The following is a 15,610-nucleotide window of genomic DNA, read 5'->3' as shown; positions in this document are numbered from 1 at the left end:
ATTAGTAAAAATCTGAATATTTAGTTTTGTCCTACGCCTTCTTCGCCATAATTTCTTCAGCTTCTGGCGTTACCTCAATTGACTTTTGCCCCGTGTAGATGACAAAGCCAGGCTTAGCCCCGTTAGGCTTTTTGATCCGCTTAACTTGGATATAGTCAACCGGCACGTGGGCTGAGTTCTTGGCCTTAGAGAAGTAAGCCGCAATCTCAGCCGCTTCTTGAATGTCACTTTCGGTTGGATGGGTATCTTCCAAAATGCAGTGAGAGCCTGGAATATTCTTAACGTGGAACCAGTAGTAGTTCTTGTCAGCCTTTTTTAAGGTCAGCCAGTCATTTTGCAGGTTGTTTTTCCCAACCAAAACCGTCTTGCCAGAGTTCAGCTTAAACTTGTGCAGGCTCTTTTCGGTCAATTTTGGCCGTCGACGCCGCTTTTGTTCCTGCTTCAGGTAGCCTTGGGCGATCAATTCTTCTTTGATGGCTTCAACGTCTTCTGGTTCAGCATTGTCGATTTCCGTTTGCACTGAGTCCAGGTAGTGTAAGGTTGATTCGGTGATTTCAATCTGCTCGGTGACGTGCTTGATGGAGTCCCTCATCTTCTTATAGCGCTTGAAGTATTTTTGGGCATTTCTTTGAGGCGACAGTGCAGGATCCAGCTTGATGGTCATCGGCCTATTTTCCTCGTAGTAGTTAGGCAGGTCGATTTTTTCCATCCCTGGCTTGACCTGGTTGAGGTAGGCCGTTAACAGCTCACCGCTGATCCGCAAGTCTTCTGAGTTTTCCGCACTGTCCAGCTGCGCCTCCAGCTTCTTCAGCTTTTTGGACAGCTTCTTGGTCTCATTTTTAACCACGCGCTCAACCTGCTGGGACCGCTGCTTGACCCAGTCCCGGTTAGCCTGGTAGGAGTAAAAGTCGTCCAGCGCCTTGTTTAAGTCGCTGTCAGAGCTCTCCAGGGTCATGTCCAGGTGGTAGGGGAGGTAGGTATAAATCCGCCGCTTATGTTTAGGCGTCAGGAGCACATATGCCTTCGGACGAGAGAAGTGGCTATAAAAAGTCTTAAAGGACTCATAAGAATAATCGTCTTTCAGGTAACCGGTAAGTTCCTTCCGGTCATCCCCGTCCAAACCATCCATCTCCTTAGCTAAATCGCTAGCTTCAGGGTACTTTTTCTGCAACTGGTCAAACTCGGTTTCTGTCAGGGTAAAACCGTTAATGCCAGGCGTCAGCGGCGGCAGTTCATAAGTTGCTTTTGGCAAAAGCAGCCTTGCCCGGTTTTCGTCAGGGTTGATCCGTTTTAAGAGGTCGATAATCTTGCCGCTGCCAGCGTCGTAGAGGATGACGTTGGAGTGCCGGCCCATCAATTCCACCGACAAGACCAAGTCCATTTCATCCCCTAGTTCGTTTCGATTAGAAAAAGAGAAGTTAACGATTCGGGAGAGACCTACTTGGCTGATCCCCTTTAAAACAGACCCTTCCAAGTACTTTCTTAGCACCATCACGAACAAAGGCGCTACGTCGGGATTTGAAAAAGATTCTTTGGTGAGGTAGAGGCGAGGGTATTCCGGATTAGCCGAGATCAGTAATTGCTGATTTTTGCGATTTTTTCTAAAAACTAAGACCAGGTCGCTGTTAAAAGGCTGGTAAATTTTGGAAAGTCTACCTTCTAGGAGCTGGTCTGATAAATCTGTCAATAAGCTATGAATAAATAAGCCGTCAAAGGCCATTTGAAGCACCTCACTTGCATAATTGTCTAAAGAATAATTTTAACAAAAATAATTGTAAGCGTCTAGAAATCCACTGCTTTCGTACATTCATTCCTATACGTGTATAGAGAACCTTAGTTTTGATTAGTTTCTTCTTGCCTCATATGTTATAATTTCCTTATTGACAATAAAAGACGGAAGGACTAGCAATGAAAATCGCTTTAGTTACTGATAGTACAGCTAACTTGTCTAAAGAAGAAATCGAAAAATATAACATTAACGTTTTACCAATTCCTATCTACATCGATGATCAAGAATACTTAGAAGGGATCGACATCGATTCAGAGAAGCTTTTTGAAACCCAGCGCAATGGTGCCGGCTTCCCATCAACTTCCCAGCCAAAGATGGGTGAATTGATCGCTACTTTTGATCGCTTGAAGGACGAGGGCTATGACGCAATCATTGACATCTGCCTCTCTAGCGGGATTTCTGGCTCTTACAGCACCTTGATGGGGATTGCCCAATCTAACCCTGAATACAAGCTGTACCCAATTGACTCCAAGATCACCATTCGCTTGATGGGCTACCTGGTCCTGGCAGTAGCCAAGATGATCGAAAAGGGGACTTACACGCCAGAAGAAATCGTGGCCAAGGTTGAAGAAATTCGAGACACGGTTGACGAACTCTTTGTTGTTGACGACTTAAACAACTTGAGCCGGGGCGGACGCTTGTCTAACGCAGCGGCTTTTATTGGCTCCATCTTGAATATCAAGCCCCTTTTAACCTTTGATGGGCCAAAGATCGTCGCATACGATAAGGTACGGTCCATGAAGCGGGCAACCAAGCGGATCGAAAGCGAAGCAATTGAAAAGATGAAGGCTTGTGGGATTCCGGAAGACAAGTTGCGCGTTTTGATCATTCAATCAAACGATGCCAAGCAAGCTGAAGATGCCATGGCTGATATCAAGGCTGAATTGCCTAACGCTGTTTATGAACTGGATGAATTTGATCCCGTGGTTGCAACCCACCTGGGTGAAAAGTCCCTGGGCATTACCTGGATGATTGACGTTGACCAAATGGAATTCTAATTATCTATTTTCCATTTCTTAAAAATCTGCAGATTAAAAGGAGCTCAATGAGCTCCTTTTTGCTTTTTATTAAAAAATTACTTATAGAAAACTACTTGTGAGTTAAGAAGCGGACCCGGGTTACAGCTGGGATCTTTTCCAGGTTTTCGACTACTTCTTCTTGCTTGTCATGACCAATCTCATCGATGTCAATCATGGTGTAGGCGTACTTGCCCTTGGCCTTGTTGACCAGGTTTTCGATGTTGATGTCTTGGCCGGCCAGGTAAGTTGAGATCTGCCCGATCATGTTAGGGATGTTTTGGTGGATCAGGGTAATGCGGTGGTCGCTGTCAAATGGGGCTTGAACGTCGGGCAGATTGACTGAATTCTTAATATTCCCAGTTTCCAAAAATTCGATCGTCTCTCTGGCTGCCATCCGGGCACAGTTGATTTCCGCTTCAACGGTTGAACCGCCAATGTGCGGCATAATGACCACGTCATCTCGGTTCAAGATCACGGCATCGCTGAAGTCAGTGTAGTACTTGCCAAGGCGGCCTTCGTCTAAGGCTTCAACCACGGCCTTGTTGTCAACGATCCCGAGGCGTGAGTAGTTCAGCAAGATGGTAGTTGGTTTCATTTGGGCGATCTTGGCGTCAGCGATTAACCCAGTCGTTTCATCATTCTTTGGGACGTGGACAGTCACAAAGTCAGCATCCTTCACCGCGTCAGCGATGCTGTCGGCCCGGACGATCTTGTCTGACAGTCTCCATGCCGCGTCAACGGTCAAATATGGGTCATAGCCCACAACCTTCATTCCAAGGTCTAGGCAGGCGTTGGCAACGAGGGAGCCAACGTGGCCCAGGCCAATTACTGCAACCGTCTTGCCCAACAGTTCAGTCCCGTTGAAGCTGGTCTTTTCCTTTTCCGTTCTCAAGGTAATGTCGGCACCAGGCGCTGCTTGAGCTGACCAGTTGGCCGCAGCGATAATGTTTCTGCTTGCAATAATCATGGTGGCAATTACCAGTTCCTTAACGGCATTGGCATTGCCGCCAGGAGTATTGAAGACAACCGTCCCGTTTTCTAGGGCCTTATGCAAGGGGATGTTGTTAAAGCCGGCCCCGCAGCGGGCAATGGCCTTCAAGGTCTTTGGGAATTCTTGGTCACGCAGGTTGACTGATCTAATCAAGTAGGCATCCGCATCGTCAGTTTGGTTGATGCGGTAATTGTCGCCGAATTCGGCTAAACCCTGCTTGGCAATGGCGTTGTAAGTCTTAATTTGGTACATGATCAATCCTCGTTTTTCTATCTATATTTTTGGTGCTTTTTTAAAAAATCTATCTAAATACTAACTAGGTGAATGCTGATTAATGCTTGGCATCAAAGTCCTTGATAAAGTCACACAAGGCCTGTACGCCCTCAAGCGGCATGGCGTTGTAGATACTTGCCCGCATCCCGCCAACCAGGCGGTGGCCCTTGAGGTTCAAGAGATGGTGTGCTTCAGCTTCCTTGACAAATTCTGCGTCCAGATCAGGGTTACCAGTCACAAATGGCACATTCATGATTGACCGGCTGTTTTCATCAACCTTGCTTTCAAAGTTCTTGGTCTCAGCCAAGGTGTTGTAAAGCAAATCTGCCTTTTCCTGGTTGACCTTGGCGATCCCAGCCACGCCGCCTTGCTTTTTCAGCCATTTGAGAGCCAGCCCGGCCACGTAGACTTGGAAAACGGGTGGAGTGTTCAAGGCTGACTTTTTGGCTGCTTCGGTCGCAAAGTCAAAGTAGCCAGGCAGGTCATCATGCTTGACCAAGAGGTCCTTCTTAATGATCAAGACGGTTAAGCCGGCAGGGGCCAGGTTCTTTTGCGCGCCAGCATAGATCAGGTCAAACTTGTTAAAGTCGTAGACTTGCCCCAGGAAGTTTGAGCTCATGTCCGCGACCAGGGGCAAGTCCAGGTCAGGCACTTGGTCATCACGGTAAGCCGTCCCCATGATAGTGTTGTTGGTCGTGATATGGACGTAGTCGTAATCCTTGGCGAAAACAGTTGGAATCTCTGGGACAGCAGTGTAGTTGTTGTCCTTAGCGCTTGCAACCGTGTCTACTTCCAAGTTTGGCAACTTTTGGGCATCCTCGCCGGCCCGCTGAGCCCAGTGACCACTGTCGACTAGGGCGATGCGGCGGTATTTTCTCGCGATGTTTAAAGGAATCGTGGTAAACTGTTGCGTGGCCCCGCCCGTTAAGAAGAGGACATCGTATTCAGCTGGATCGAGCTTCATCAAATCCAACATGTCCGCCTTGGTCTCTTCGTAGAGGTCTTGGTAAAGCTTTGACCGGTGCGAAATTTCCATCACGCTCATGCCGCTGTTTTTGTAAACTGGCAAGTCCTCTTTAATTTGGGCGATTACTTCTACGGGCAACATGGCTGGGCCCGCCGCAAAGTTATAATAGGTCATTGGGGTTAATTCCTTTCTGAGAAAAAACAAAAGGCACTCAAGAGTCGTGAGTGCCTTTTGCCATACAAATGTTATGTTGGAGTTGCTGTTGGCCTCACTGCTACTGTTAAATGTAAGGCCGTCACAAAATGCAGCCTTCTTAAGATGAAGACTGGGAGGAGGAGAGAACAAATGCATGATTCAACTGTAAACTAAAATTCAACATGTTCTTTCGCTCCTTTCGTGTGATTAATTTTATTATAAAACTCACATTAGAAATGTCAACCCTAATTTAATTTTGGTATAATATTTCTTATCAAAAGATTTTAATGTAAAAAGGAAAGATTAAAATGACAACATTCTTCTTCGTCCGCCACGGGCAAACCGCTGCCAACAAAGCTGGCCTCAAGCAGGGCACCATCAACACGCCTAACACCTACCTAACTGACCTTGGCAAGGAACAAGCCAGAGAACTTGCCGACCACTTTGACTTCAGCCAGCTTGACCGCCTTTTTGTGTCGCCACTGGTTAGAACCAAGCAAACGGCTGAAATCTTAAATAAAAAAAGCCAGCTGCCGGTGGAAATTGATGACCGGCTGCTTGAAATCTCATACGGTGATTGGGACGGGCAGGAAAATGCCAAATTAATGGCTGAGTATCCGCAATACTTTTCTGATTTAGTCAATGATGTAACTGAAGACTATGTACAAGCCGCGCCCCATGCCGAAAGCTTTGCCCATGTAGAAGCTCGCTGCCGCGACTTTGTGGCAGAAATTTCTAAAAAATACCCAGAAGGAAAGATTGGCGTAGTGACCCACGGCTTTACGGTGCGGTCTTTTGCCATTAATGCCGTCAAAGGGCAGGGGCTGGAGATCCTGGAGCCGGACAACTGCTCCGTCAGCAAGATTATCGTTGATCCTTTGACTCAAAAGCAGCACCTGGTTTACTACAACCGGGCTGCCAAGATATAATTAATCAAAAGCACAATCTAATAAAGCAGATAAAAGAAAAAGCTGACCGACTGGTCAGCTTTTTGCTGTCTTTAATCAATGAACTAGAACGACTACGATCTAATTTGATAGAAATAGGTCAACTAGATTTCGTTGACGCCAATGCGGTTAGTGTCAACGTCGCGCTTTTCAATTTCTTCTTCGGTTTGACCCACGCCTACGCCGGCAATTGGAATAAAGCCTTCTGGCAGGTTGAGCTTGGCAACCGTTTCTGGGTGGCTGGCCAAAGCAGCGGTTGCACCGTACAGGTAGCAAGCACCCAGGTCTTGGTTTTCCGCAGCCAAGACCATGTTGTGGGTGATTGCGCCGGCACTGGCATAAGCCATGTTGTTGTCTTTTTTACCAGAAACCAGGATGAAGGTTGGCACGCCGTAGAGTGGGTGAGAGTTAAGGTCACCAAACATCATAGCGGCTTCTTGGTCGATTTCTTTCAAGACTTTAGGATCGTTAACAATCGTCAAGTGGTAGTTTTCATATTCGCCCATGGCGATTGGAGAGAGTTCTGCCGCCTTGATGATCTTCTTCAGTTGCCTTTTCACCAGTATAGGTGCGGACTGACTTACGGGACTTCAATAATTTGGTAAACTTCATGTTTGACCTCCTATTTTTCTGAAAAAACACATTTCCATTCTTCTTATTAGTTAATTCCTTACTTTCCTTTGTGGTAATTATAACGCAAAATCCTGGAAGTGATTTCGAATTTACTTGAATTTGCCAAAAGTAAAAGAAAATCTTAAAAGCTCTTGACTTAAGAGGTAAAAGCCTATATAGTTAAGGAAACATCTGAAGAACCTTTAAATTTAGTCCCGTGAGGCTGAAAAGGCGACTCAAATTACAGACATAAATTAGAACTTGATGGTAATAGTCCGGATACTTTTTGGATAAGCCAGGTTCAAAATTACTGCTTTGAGAGACCATTTTAGACACGGGAGGCTAAGTGTTTAAGTGGTCTTTTTGTTTGAGTTAATTTTTGAAAGGAATATCCAAAGAATGAACACCGTTACTCAAAACCAAGTTACCGTAAATACTGAAAAGCAAGACAACTTGCTTCGCCTTCCTTATTTTGTCAGCGTTGAACAATTGTCAGCTGACGATGTTTTGCACCTGCTCCAAAGAGCTCAATACTTCAAAAACGGCGGTCAAGTGCCAACCTTGAGCCGGCCACTGTTCTGCACCAACATGTTCTTTGAAAACTCAACCAGAACTCACACTAGTTTTGAAGTTGCCGAAAGGCGCTTGGGCTTGACGGTAATTCCTTTTGACCCATCCCACTCATCAGTCAACAAGGGTGAAAACCTCTACGACACTGAATTGACCATGGCCAGCCTGGGCATTGAACTGAGCGTGATCCGTCACCCACAAGACGGCTACTACAACGAAATTATCCACCCACAAGAAGGTCAACATCTGAAGATGGGTCTGGTTAACGCCGGTGACGGTTCTGGTCAACACCCATCCCAATCCATGCTGGACATGATGACCATCTACAACGAATTTGGTCACTTTGACGGACTTAAGATCATGATCGTTGGTGACTTGACCAACTCTCGGGTTGCCCGCTCCAACATGGAAATCTTGAACACCTTGGGCGCTGAAGTTTACTTCTCAGGTCCAGAATACTGGTACGACGAAGCTGAATTCAGCAAGTACGGTACTTATGTCAAGAACATCGACGACATGATTCCTAACTTGGACGTTTTGATGCTCCTCCGGGTTCAACACGAACGCCACAACGGCGCTGAAGCCAAGACTGAAGAACTTTTTGACGCTCATACTTACAACGAAGCTTATGGCCTCAACCAACGCCGCTACGACATGCTGAAAGACGATGCCATTATCATGCACCCAGGTCCAATCAACCGCGGCGTTGAATGGGACGGCGAACTGGTTGAAGCACCTAAGTCACGCTACGCAGTGCAAATGGAAAACGGCGTCTTTGTCAGAATGGCCATGATCGAAGCGGTTTTGCGCGGCCGGAAATTGGCAGGTCTTGAATAATGGCAACTTTACTGAAAAACGGTCTGGTTTACCAAGACGGTGAACTGGTAAGAGAAGACGTCTTAATTAACGGTGATAAGATCCAAGCCTTGGGGACTGATTTAGAAAAAATCGCCCCTGACGCCGAAATTTTTGACCTAGACGGCAAGCTGGTCGCACCTGGTCTAGTAGACATCCACGAACACTACAGAGAACCTGGCTTCACCTACAAGGAAACCATTGAAACTGGGTCAAAGGCAGCAGCGCGCGGCGGCTTTACTACCGTCTGCACCATGCCTAATTTAAACCCGGTGCCTGATGACGTCGAGACTTTTAAGAAGCAAGTTGAATTAAACGAAGCTAACTCTTGCATCCACCTTTACCAATACGCCGCTATCACCAAGGATGAGACCAGTGAAGAAGTCGTTGACATGGAAGCCTTGAAAGAGGCTGGCGCCTTTGCCTTCAGCAATGATGGCCACGGCGTCCAAAGTGCGGGCGTCATGTACGAAGCCATGGAAAAGGCCGCTAAGGCGGGCCTGGCCATCTGCGAGCATGTGCAAGATGACTCCCTGTACCACCACGGCGTCATGAACGCCGGTAAAAAGGCTGACGAACTGGGCCTGCCTGGCATCTTGGGCGTCAGTGAATCGGCCCAATTAGCCCGGGACATCATGCTGGCAAAGGCCACTGGCGTTCACTACCACGTTTGCCATGTGTCAACCAAGGAAAGCGTAGAACTGGTACGCCTGGCCAAGGAATACGGGATCAACGTAACTGCTGAAGCAGCTCCGCACCATGTTCTACTGAGCGAAGAAGACATCGACGGCAATGACGGCTACTACAAGATGAACCCACCTTTGCGATCAAAGGAAGACCAATACGCAGTGATCGAAGGTCTGCTGGACGGAACCATTGACCTGATCGCCACGGACCACGCTCCTCACAGCCGGGAAGAAAAGGCCGGCGACATGAGAAAGGCTGCCTTTGGGATTATCGGCAACGAAACTGCCTTTGCCTGCATGTACACCGCCCTGGTCAAGAACGGGGAAATGGAATTGGCTCAGCTTTTGGACCTGATGAGCTACAACCCAGCCAAGCTCTTTGGCTTAGACGCTGGCGTGATCGCTCCAGGCAAGCAAGCTGACTTGGCAGTTCTGGACTTAGACCACCCAGAAGTGATTGAAGAGGCTGATTACCTGTCAAAGGCCGTTAATACGCCATTTACTGGCAACGAAGTTTACGGCATGACGACCATGACCTTTGTCAGCGGCAAGCTGGTTTATCGGCACAAGTAGTAAATTACGGTAAATACGAAAATTATCCTAACAACTTAACAATTAACTCAGATACTGAAAAAGACGCATCCCTATTCATCAGGGGACGCGTCTTTTTGCCTCTTGGCACTGGCATTGAGGGCTTCTCTTTGGACCGCCTGGTCCACGTGGGTGTAAAGGTCGGTGGCAGTAGTGCCTTTTTGCCCCAATTGCTGAGCCACCATGACCTGGTCCTTGGTAGCCTGGTAGAGTTCTGAGGCCACGGTGTGGCGGAGTTTGTGCGGCGTCAGGGGATGGCCAAAGGCGGTTGAATATTTCAGCACCATCTTTTCGATGGCGTTGCTGGTCATCCGCTTAACCTGGTGGTGGTAGTTGGTGAGAAAAAGGGCCTTGTCATTTTCAGATGCCTGATAGCGATCTTGCCGGACATCCAAGTAGCTATTGAGATAGGGCAGCGTCCAATCCGCAATCGGCACCGAATCTCTTTGCCCGCCCTTACGAATGACATCTAAAGTAGCGTCTTTGAGATTGAGATTTTTCAGGTCAACCCCAGCACATTCAGACACCCGGACCCCGGTACCCAGAATCAGGGCGATAATGGCCATGTCCCGTTCCTTGTTCTGCCGGAAAGAGGCTAGGGCTCGGCCAGAAATTTTTTTTGAATAGTCATGATCCAAAAAGTCGAGGAATTGGTACTTCAGGTTGCCGGTATACATGTGGGCGCGTAGGGAATTAGCCCGGTAGTTGAGGGTTTGAGCATAGGGGAGAGAGGAGATCTTGAGCATGACATTGCGCTCGAAGTAGGGCTGACCGTTCTTGTCTTCAGAGGTAATGGTCAAGAACTTGTAAAGAGACCGCAAAGCGTTGATCGACCGGTTGACGGTGGTCGGGGAGTTGAGCCGACCTTGGGCATTTTTGGTGTGCTCTAAGTGGTCGATATAGAGTATGATCTCGCCGCGGGTCAGTTTTTCCAGGTCACTTGGCTGAACGTCCGAATTATTTTTGGTATGGGTTATGCCTTCACTAATTAACCAGGTGAAAAAGCGGCGAATTTCCGTCAGATACTGGTAGCTGGTCGCCAAGGAATGGCGGGTATATAAGTGGTATTCTTTGACAAAGTCAGGCATGCCATCCAGTTCCTGCTGGATCAGCTTGAGGTAGTGGTTATTGTCCATAGAGATCTCCTTAACGAACATCAGTTGCTAAATCAAGAATAACGAAAAAAGCAAACGAATGCAAGTTCGGAATCAAGATTTTTTTAATTCGATTTCAGCTACATTTGCTAAAATAGAGTTAGTAATAATTATAATTTGAAGTAGATTGAAGTTGATATTTTGATAAGAAAGAAATTTGTGATTGCGGCGGATTCGTTCAAAGAATGCTTGACTGCACCGGAAGCCTGCCAAGCTATGGCCGAAGGGATTAAAAAGGGCTTCCCTGGCGCTGAAACAGTTCTCGCTCCGATGGCTGATGGCGGGGAAGGAACAGTTGAGGCTTTAGTAGCCGCTAAAGACGGCCGCATCGTAAAAGACACAGTCATGGGGCCCAGCGGCCACCAGGAAGTTGAGGCAATTTTTGGCTTGGTAGATAACGACCAAACTGCCGTCATTGAAACGGCCGAAGCCAGCGGGATTGCCTTGCTTGCTAAAGAGGAAAGAAAGCCGCTAACGACTACTAGCTACGGAACTGGGCAGCAGATTAAGCAGGCCTTAGATTTAGGTGCCAAGCGAATCATCATTGGCCTGGGCGGCAGCGTCACCAACGATGGTGGGGCTGGAATCTTCCAGGCCTTAGGCGCGAGATTTTTAGACGAAAATGGCGAAGAATTGCCCCTTGGTGGAGGCGCCTTAGCAAGGCTAGCCAAGATCGATATTGGTACTTTGGATTCCCGACTGAAAGATGTTCAGGTAATTGCGGCTAGTGACGTGACCAATCCCTTAACTGGAGAAAATGGGGCATCCGCTGTCTTTGGACCGCAAAAAAGGGCAAGTGAGACCGACGTAGAAAAGCTAGACAAAGCTTTACATAATTTTGCTAATGTAATCAAACAGGATCTGGGCAAAGATGTTGAGCATTTGCCGGGTGCCGGTGCTGCCGGCGGAATTGGTGCCGGGCTCATGGCTTTTAGCAACTGTGAGCTGAAAAACGGTGCGGAATTAGTAATTGACGAAATTGGCTTAAAAGACCAGGTCGCTGATGCTGATTACGTCATTACCGGTGAAGGCAAGATTGATTTCCAGACTAAGTTTGGTAAAACACCATTTGCTGTGGCGCAAGTTGCGCAGGCAGCAGGTAAGCCAACTTTTGCCATTGGCGGCAGTCTAGGAGATGGAATTGACAGTCTCTATGATGCAGGATTTACGGCAATATTTGGCACGATCAGCCAACCTGGCGACTTGAAAGAAGTCTTGGCTCACGGCAAGGAAAATGTGGAGAGAACCAGCGAGAACCTGGCGAGAGTTCTGTACGCTGGGCTGCAGTAGAATTTTTAGAGAGAAAAGGTGTGGGGAATGGACGAGCATAGCGACTATTCAGAGAGCGATGCTTTGCTAGACAATGGGGCTGAAGCATACGGAAATGGCGACTTCGAAAAGGCAAAACGCTATTATGAGCAAGCAGCTGAATTAGGCAACGACCAAGCCTTGTGCAATTTGGGTTACATCTATGAGTACGGCAGAATCGGGGAAAAGGATCCTGAGCAGGCTTTTTACTGTTACTCTGAAGCGGCACTCGGCGGGAATGCTAACGCCTTATATAAGGTCGGAGATGCTTACTACTACGGCGATTTTGTAAAAAAGAATCCGCGGCTGGCCTTCAAGTACTATATGATGGCCGGACAGAATCTAGAAACGGACAAAGATGACGACATCCGGTCGGATATCGACTATCGGCTTGCCAAGTGCTGTGCCTATGGGATTGGGGCTAAAAAGGACTTGATGTCAGCTTTGCATTTCATTAACGATGCAGAGGCAGAAATTTACTTAGACCAGGCCTATCATAAGCCTGGATGGCAAAAGTTGAAGTGGAAAATTGAAGATTTGCGGAAAGAGATTCTGGTGGAATTGGATGAGCTGTTAGATCATCCAAAGATTAGATACGAATAATTTTATGAGGTAGCAACGCTACCTCTTTTATTTTTTGTATTTACTTAACATAAATCGTATTATGTTACTCACTAACAGTCTAAGTCTTCCTGCTAGTCTAGATACCCGATTACGAACAATCTAGAAAGCATAATAGATAAATATGGCGACGCTACTATTATCTTTAAGTAAGAATTTTACTGTCTTGATGAAATCACATACTGCTCATAGGAGAATAAATCTATTGATCCGAATTTTTTAGAGAAATTTTTCCCGGAAAACAGGTCAACTGCACCTAGATAAGACAATACTCTTACGCTTTCATTAACCTGTAAAAGCCTTGATATGACTAAGTCCGTGCTTACTCACTTGCAATTTTTCAAAAAGATTTTTCTAGTGTACACTCAACATGAAACAAGTAACCAAGGAAAGCAAGGTGAAATCATTGCGTACTGAACTTAGAAAAATTGGCTCAAACGCGAGACACACTTTTACAGGTATTTTTGAAAAAACAGGGTGGAAGGACGGCTACCGGGGAAGCGTCCAAACCATCCTACTCTTGGACATCAAAGATGAGCACGGTCAGGTCGTGACTGATCATCTGTGGTTCAACTTTACGCGTGGCTTTGAAGTAGCAAACCCAATGAAAGGGGATGTCCTCCAGTTTGATGCACGCGTTAGCAAATATATCAAAGGCTACATGGGCTACCGAGATGATGTTTATGGTCACCCAATTGAAGAAGACTACAAACTTTCAAGACCAACTAAGGTGGTCAACCTCACTCATCCAGAAAGAATACTAGATCTGCCACCACTTGAGAAATCCCATAGCAAAGAGGAGAAGGACACAACTCCAACAGAGAAACAACTCGACTTCATTAAGACAATCGCTGAAGAATTGGAAGAAGAGCCACCAGAGATTAAAACTAGAGAAGAAGCATCTAGTTGGATTGATCGTCATATCAGGCTCTTTGACCGGGCTAAGCAGCACGATGCCTATCTGGACCGTGTTAATGAAGCTAAGGATAGCTATCTGTCTGGAAGAAGCTTAATTGAAGTTGCAGAAGAAATGGGTCTAACGGTATCAACGATCCGCAAATACAAGCGGGAGTGGGAAACTCCCAAAGTTACCCAAGCACAGTGATGTTGTTGAAGCATGGAGAAAACAGCAATGGAAAAAGATGAATTGAAGGAAATCTTTTTAGATTCCTGGAATGGCTCAGAAAAGCCAACAGATGAGAAGCTAAATCAAGTAGTAGATGCATATATCCACTTTATTGAAGTTGCACAGAAGTTGCCAAAGGATAAGATCTATGATGCTCAAGGCCATGAAATGATTAAAGCCGAGCAAAATTGCAACCGGGCAGAGAAAGGTAATGATGAAGATCTAGATCTGCTAGTCAGCGACCAAATCTACCAGGTAAGGGTAAAAGTAGCTCTACGTAAGCGCGACAAGGACTTAGATATCCTAGTCCATGACCCATCTGCCAATGTTCGCAAGGAAGTGGCGGAAGTCGGAAGAGATAAAGACTTGGACATCTTGGTTAACGATAAAGAGCCAAAGGTTCGTGCAGCCGTTGCACGGAAAGCCCGCCCGCAAGATTTGGATAAATTAGTAAATGACTCAAACTGTTTGGTGCGCGCCACTGTTGCTACTTACGGTAGAAAACAAGACCGTGAAGCCTTAAAAAATGATAAATACAAGGTGGTCCAAACTGGGATTAAGCAGGGGATGCTTAAGCATGGGGAATTAGGGCAGCAAGCGTAACAAAAAGCCGCTCATAACTTTGGAAGGTTTAACGGCTCTGCATTAAGGATCCAACTCGATATAGGCCCTTTTCTTTTCATATTACATAAGCAGTCTTATTATAAAAGCAATCTCATTTGAGAGTAAATAAAGCAGTTAATCCGCCCCTTTGGATAATTGTAAGTCTAAAATAGATTTCAGTGCCTCAGAATCGTCCTCTCAGCATCCCTCCCCCAAAATTTCTTCACCTTCCTCGAATGCGTAAAAATAGGTATTTTTACGCATTCAAAAGTTAATATTGCACTGAACCATTTTTGTCACTTTTTTGAATTGAATGCACCTTTATGTTAAAATTAAACATATTAGAGCATTAGAATTGCGAGAATTAGGGGGCAAAAATGGGTAGGAAATATAAGAAGACTGAAAGCAGTCATAACATCCAGCCGCTCCGCAGTCCTAAAGATATTCGGGACATGAAGCTGGCCTTGCGTTTTGGCACCGGCAGTGTCATGGGTAAGAATCCCAATGGCTTACGCAATTCCATGATCTTCATCTTCGGCATCAACACCGGTCTCCGGATTTCCGACATCATCAAGGCCAAGGTAAAGGATGTGGAAGACGGTACCTGGTACAACCTGGTTGAAACTAAGACGCACAAGAATCGCCACGTTTACATCGGCAATATCAAGAAGGACTTATTCGACTACATCGACGCTATGGGCTTGTCCGAAGACGATTGGCTTTTTCCATCCAGAAAAGGAAATGGACCGATCCAAGGGAAGTCTTTTTATAAAGACTTAAAGCGCGCAGCCCGTCAGTGCGAGATTGATCCAGATACGGTTGGTACCCACACCTTGAGAAAGACTTTCGGCTACCACTACATCAAGAATGCGACTACACCGAATGGCGATCCTGATCCCAGGGCTCTTTACAAACTACAAAAGATGCTCAACCACTCCAGTCCTTCGATCACTATGCGCTACATTGGATTAGAGGACGACTCAATCGAAGATGATTTGAAGGGATTCCGGCTTGGATAGTCACATGCTGAGAGGACGATTCTCTTGCGTTTAAAAAGTTTTGGCTAGATACTTGCCCATTTTTTGTAAATAAACCAACTTAACATATTTATGTTAATGTTTAGTAAAAAAGATCAAATAGAAAAGAGGAAGCAAACTTATGCTTCCTCTTTTCTATTTTCTAATAATTCAATGATTTTCAACGGCAGGCAAGCCCGGGATTCCACCTATTTCAATGGGTGGAGGAATAGGGCTTGCCTGCCGCCTTCCTTCTTTCTTACTTAAATTCGTACAGAGAAAGCTTT

14 protein-coding genes are annotated in these 15,610 nt (G+C 46.2%); 9 read left to right on the top strand and 5 right to left on the bottom strand.

Going from position 1 to position 15,610, the window contains the following annotated elements; all coding sequences use genetic code 11:
• Positions 1-31: 31 nt before the first annotated feature.
• Entirely contained in the window at positions 32-1,720 is a 1,689-nt protein-coding gene (locus FC20_RS01575; RefSeq protein WP_008463092.1) for an Rqc2 family fibronectin-binding protein, read from the bottom strand.
• 188 nt (positions 1,721-1,908) lie between these two features.
• Between FC20_RS01575 and FC20_RS01570 the strand changes: the two genes are divergently transcribed.
• Positions 1,909-2,787: a DegV family protein gene (locus tag FC20_RS01570; RefSeq protein ID WP_008463094.1), complete on the top strand. Its 879-nt coding sequence runs from the start codon at positions 1,909-1,911 to the stop codon at positions 2,785-2,787.
• A 91-nt stretch (positions 2,788-2,878) separates the two neighbouring features.
• Here FC20_RS01570 and FC20_RS01565 read toward each other — a convergent pair whose 3' ends face one another.
• Together FC20_RS01565 and serC are read right to left on the bottom strand one after the other, a co-directional pair.
• The gene (locus FC20_RS01565) at positions 2,879-4,051 is read right to left on the bottom strand and encodes a phosphoglycerate dehydrogenase (RefSeq protein ID WP_008463095.1); all 1,173 of its coding nucleotides are present in this window, start codon (positions 4,049-4,051) and stop codon (positions 2,879-2,881) included.
• Positions 4,052-4,130: 79 nt separating this feature from the next.
• On the bottom strand, positions 4,131-5,213 hold the full coding sequence (serC, locus tag FC20_RS01560; RefSeq protein ID WP_008463098.1) for a 3-phosphoserine/phosphohydroxythreonine transaminase: 1,083 nt from the start codon (positions 5,211-5,213) through the stop codon (positions 4,131-4,133).
• 329 nt (positions 5,214-5,542) lie between these two features.
• On the opposite strand from serC, the gene FC20_RS01555 reads away from it, so the two are divergent.
• On the top strand, positions 5,543-6,163 hold the full coding sequence (locus tag FC20_RS01555; protein WP_008463100.1) for a histidine phosphatase family protein: 621 nt from the start codon (positions 5,543-5,545) through the stop codon (positions 6,161-6,163).
• Positions 6,164-6,285: 122 nt separating this feature from the next.
• On the opposite strand, the gene FC20_RS01550 is transcribed toward FC20_RS01555, so the two are convergent.
• Complete coding sequence (locus FC20_RS01550; protein ID WP_236697617.1) at positions 6,286-6,741, bottom strand: nitroreductase family protein; 456 nt, start codon at positions 6,739-6,741, stop codon at positions 6,286-6,288.
• A 451-nt stretch (positions 6,742-7,192) separates the two neighbouring features.
• Between FC20_RS01550 and FC20_RS01545 the strand changes: the two genes are divergently transcribed.
• Entirely contained in the window at positions 7,193-8,200 is a 1,008-nt protein-coding gene (locus tag FC20_RS01545; RefSeq protein WP_008463107.1) for an aspartate carbamoyltransferase catalytic subunit, read from the top strand.
• A complete protein-coding gene (locus FC20_RS01540; protein WP_008463109.1) occupies positions 8,200-9,477 on the top strand; it encodes a dihydroorotase in 1,278 nt (425 codons plus the stop codon). The genes FC20_RS01545 and FC20_RS01540 overlap by 1 nt, the downstream gene beginning before the upstream one ends.
• A 71-nt stretch (positions 9,478-9,548) precedes the next feature.
• On the opposite strand, the gene xerS is transcribed toward FC20_RS01540, so the two are convergent.
• Entirely contained in the window at positions 9,549-10,631 is a 1,083-nt protein-coding gene (xerS, locus tag FC20_RS01535) for a tyrosine recombinase XerS (RefSeq protein ID WP_008463111.1), read from the bottom strand.
• Between the two features lie 162 nt (positions 10,632-10,793).
• Between xerS and FC20_RS01530 the strand changes: the two genes are divergently transcribed.
• The 5 genes from FC20_RS01530 (at position 10,794) to FC20_RS01510 (ending at position 15,326) form a co-directional block, all read left to right on the top strand.
• Complete coding sequence (locus FC20_RS01530) at positions 10,794-11,939, top strand: glycerate kinase family protein (protein ID WP_056945287.1); 1,146 nt, start codon at positions 10,794-10,796, stop codon at positions 11,937-11,939.
• A gap of 27 nt (positions 11,940-11,966) precedes the next feature.
• Positions 11,967-12,560, top strand: coding sequence for a tetratricopeptide repeat protein (locus FC20_RS01525; protein WP_008463123.1), 594 nt, complete (start codon positions 11,967-11,969; stop codon positions 12,558-12,560).
• 388 nt (positions 12,561-12,948) lie between these two features.
• Positions 12,949-13,683: a helix-turn-helix domain-containing protein gene (locus FC20_RS01520; protein ID WP_236697616.1), complete on the top strand. Its 735-nt coding sequence runs from the start codon at positions 12,949-12,951 to the stop codon at positions 13,681-13,683.
• 27 nt (positions 13,684-13,710) lie between these two features.
• Entirely contained in the window at positions 13,711-14,307 is a 597-nt protein-coding gene (locus tag FC20_RS01515) for a hypothetical protein (protein ID WP_008463127.1), read from the top strand.
• Between the two features lie 377 nt (positions 14,308-14,684).
• Positions 14,685-15,326: a tyrosine-type recombinase/integrase gene (locus FC20_RS01510; protein ID WP_008463129.1), complete on the top strand. Its 642-nt coding sequence runs from the start codon at positions 14,685-14,687 to the stop codon at positions 15,324-15,326.
• The last annotated feature ends 284 nt before the right edge of the window (positions 15,327-15,610 follow it).

Source organism: Lactobacillus equicursoris DSM 19284 = JCM 14600 = CIP 110162 (assembly GCF_001434815.1).
Lineage (GTDB): Bacteria > Bacillota > Bacilli > Lactobacillales > Lactobacillaceae > Lactobacillus > Lactobacillus equicursoris.
This window is presented reverse-complemented; position numbering and strand designations above follow the sequence as displayed.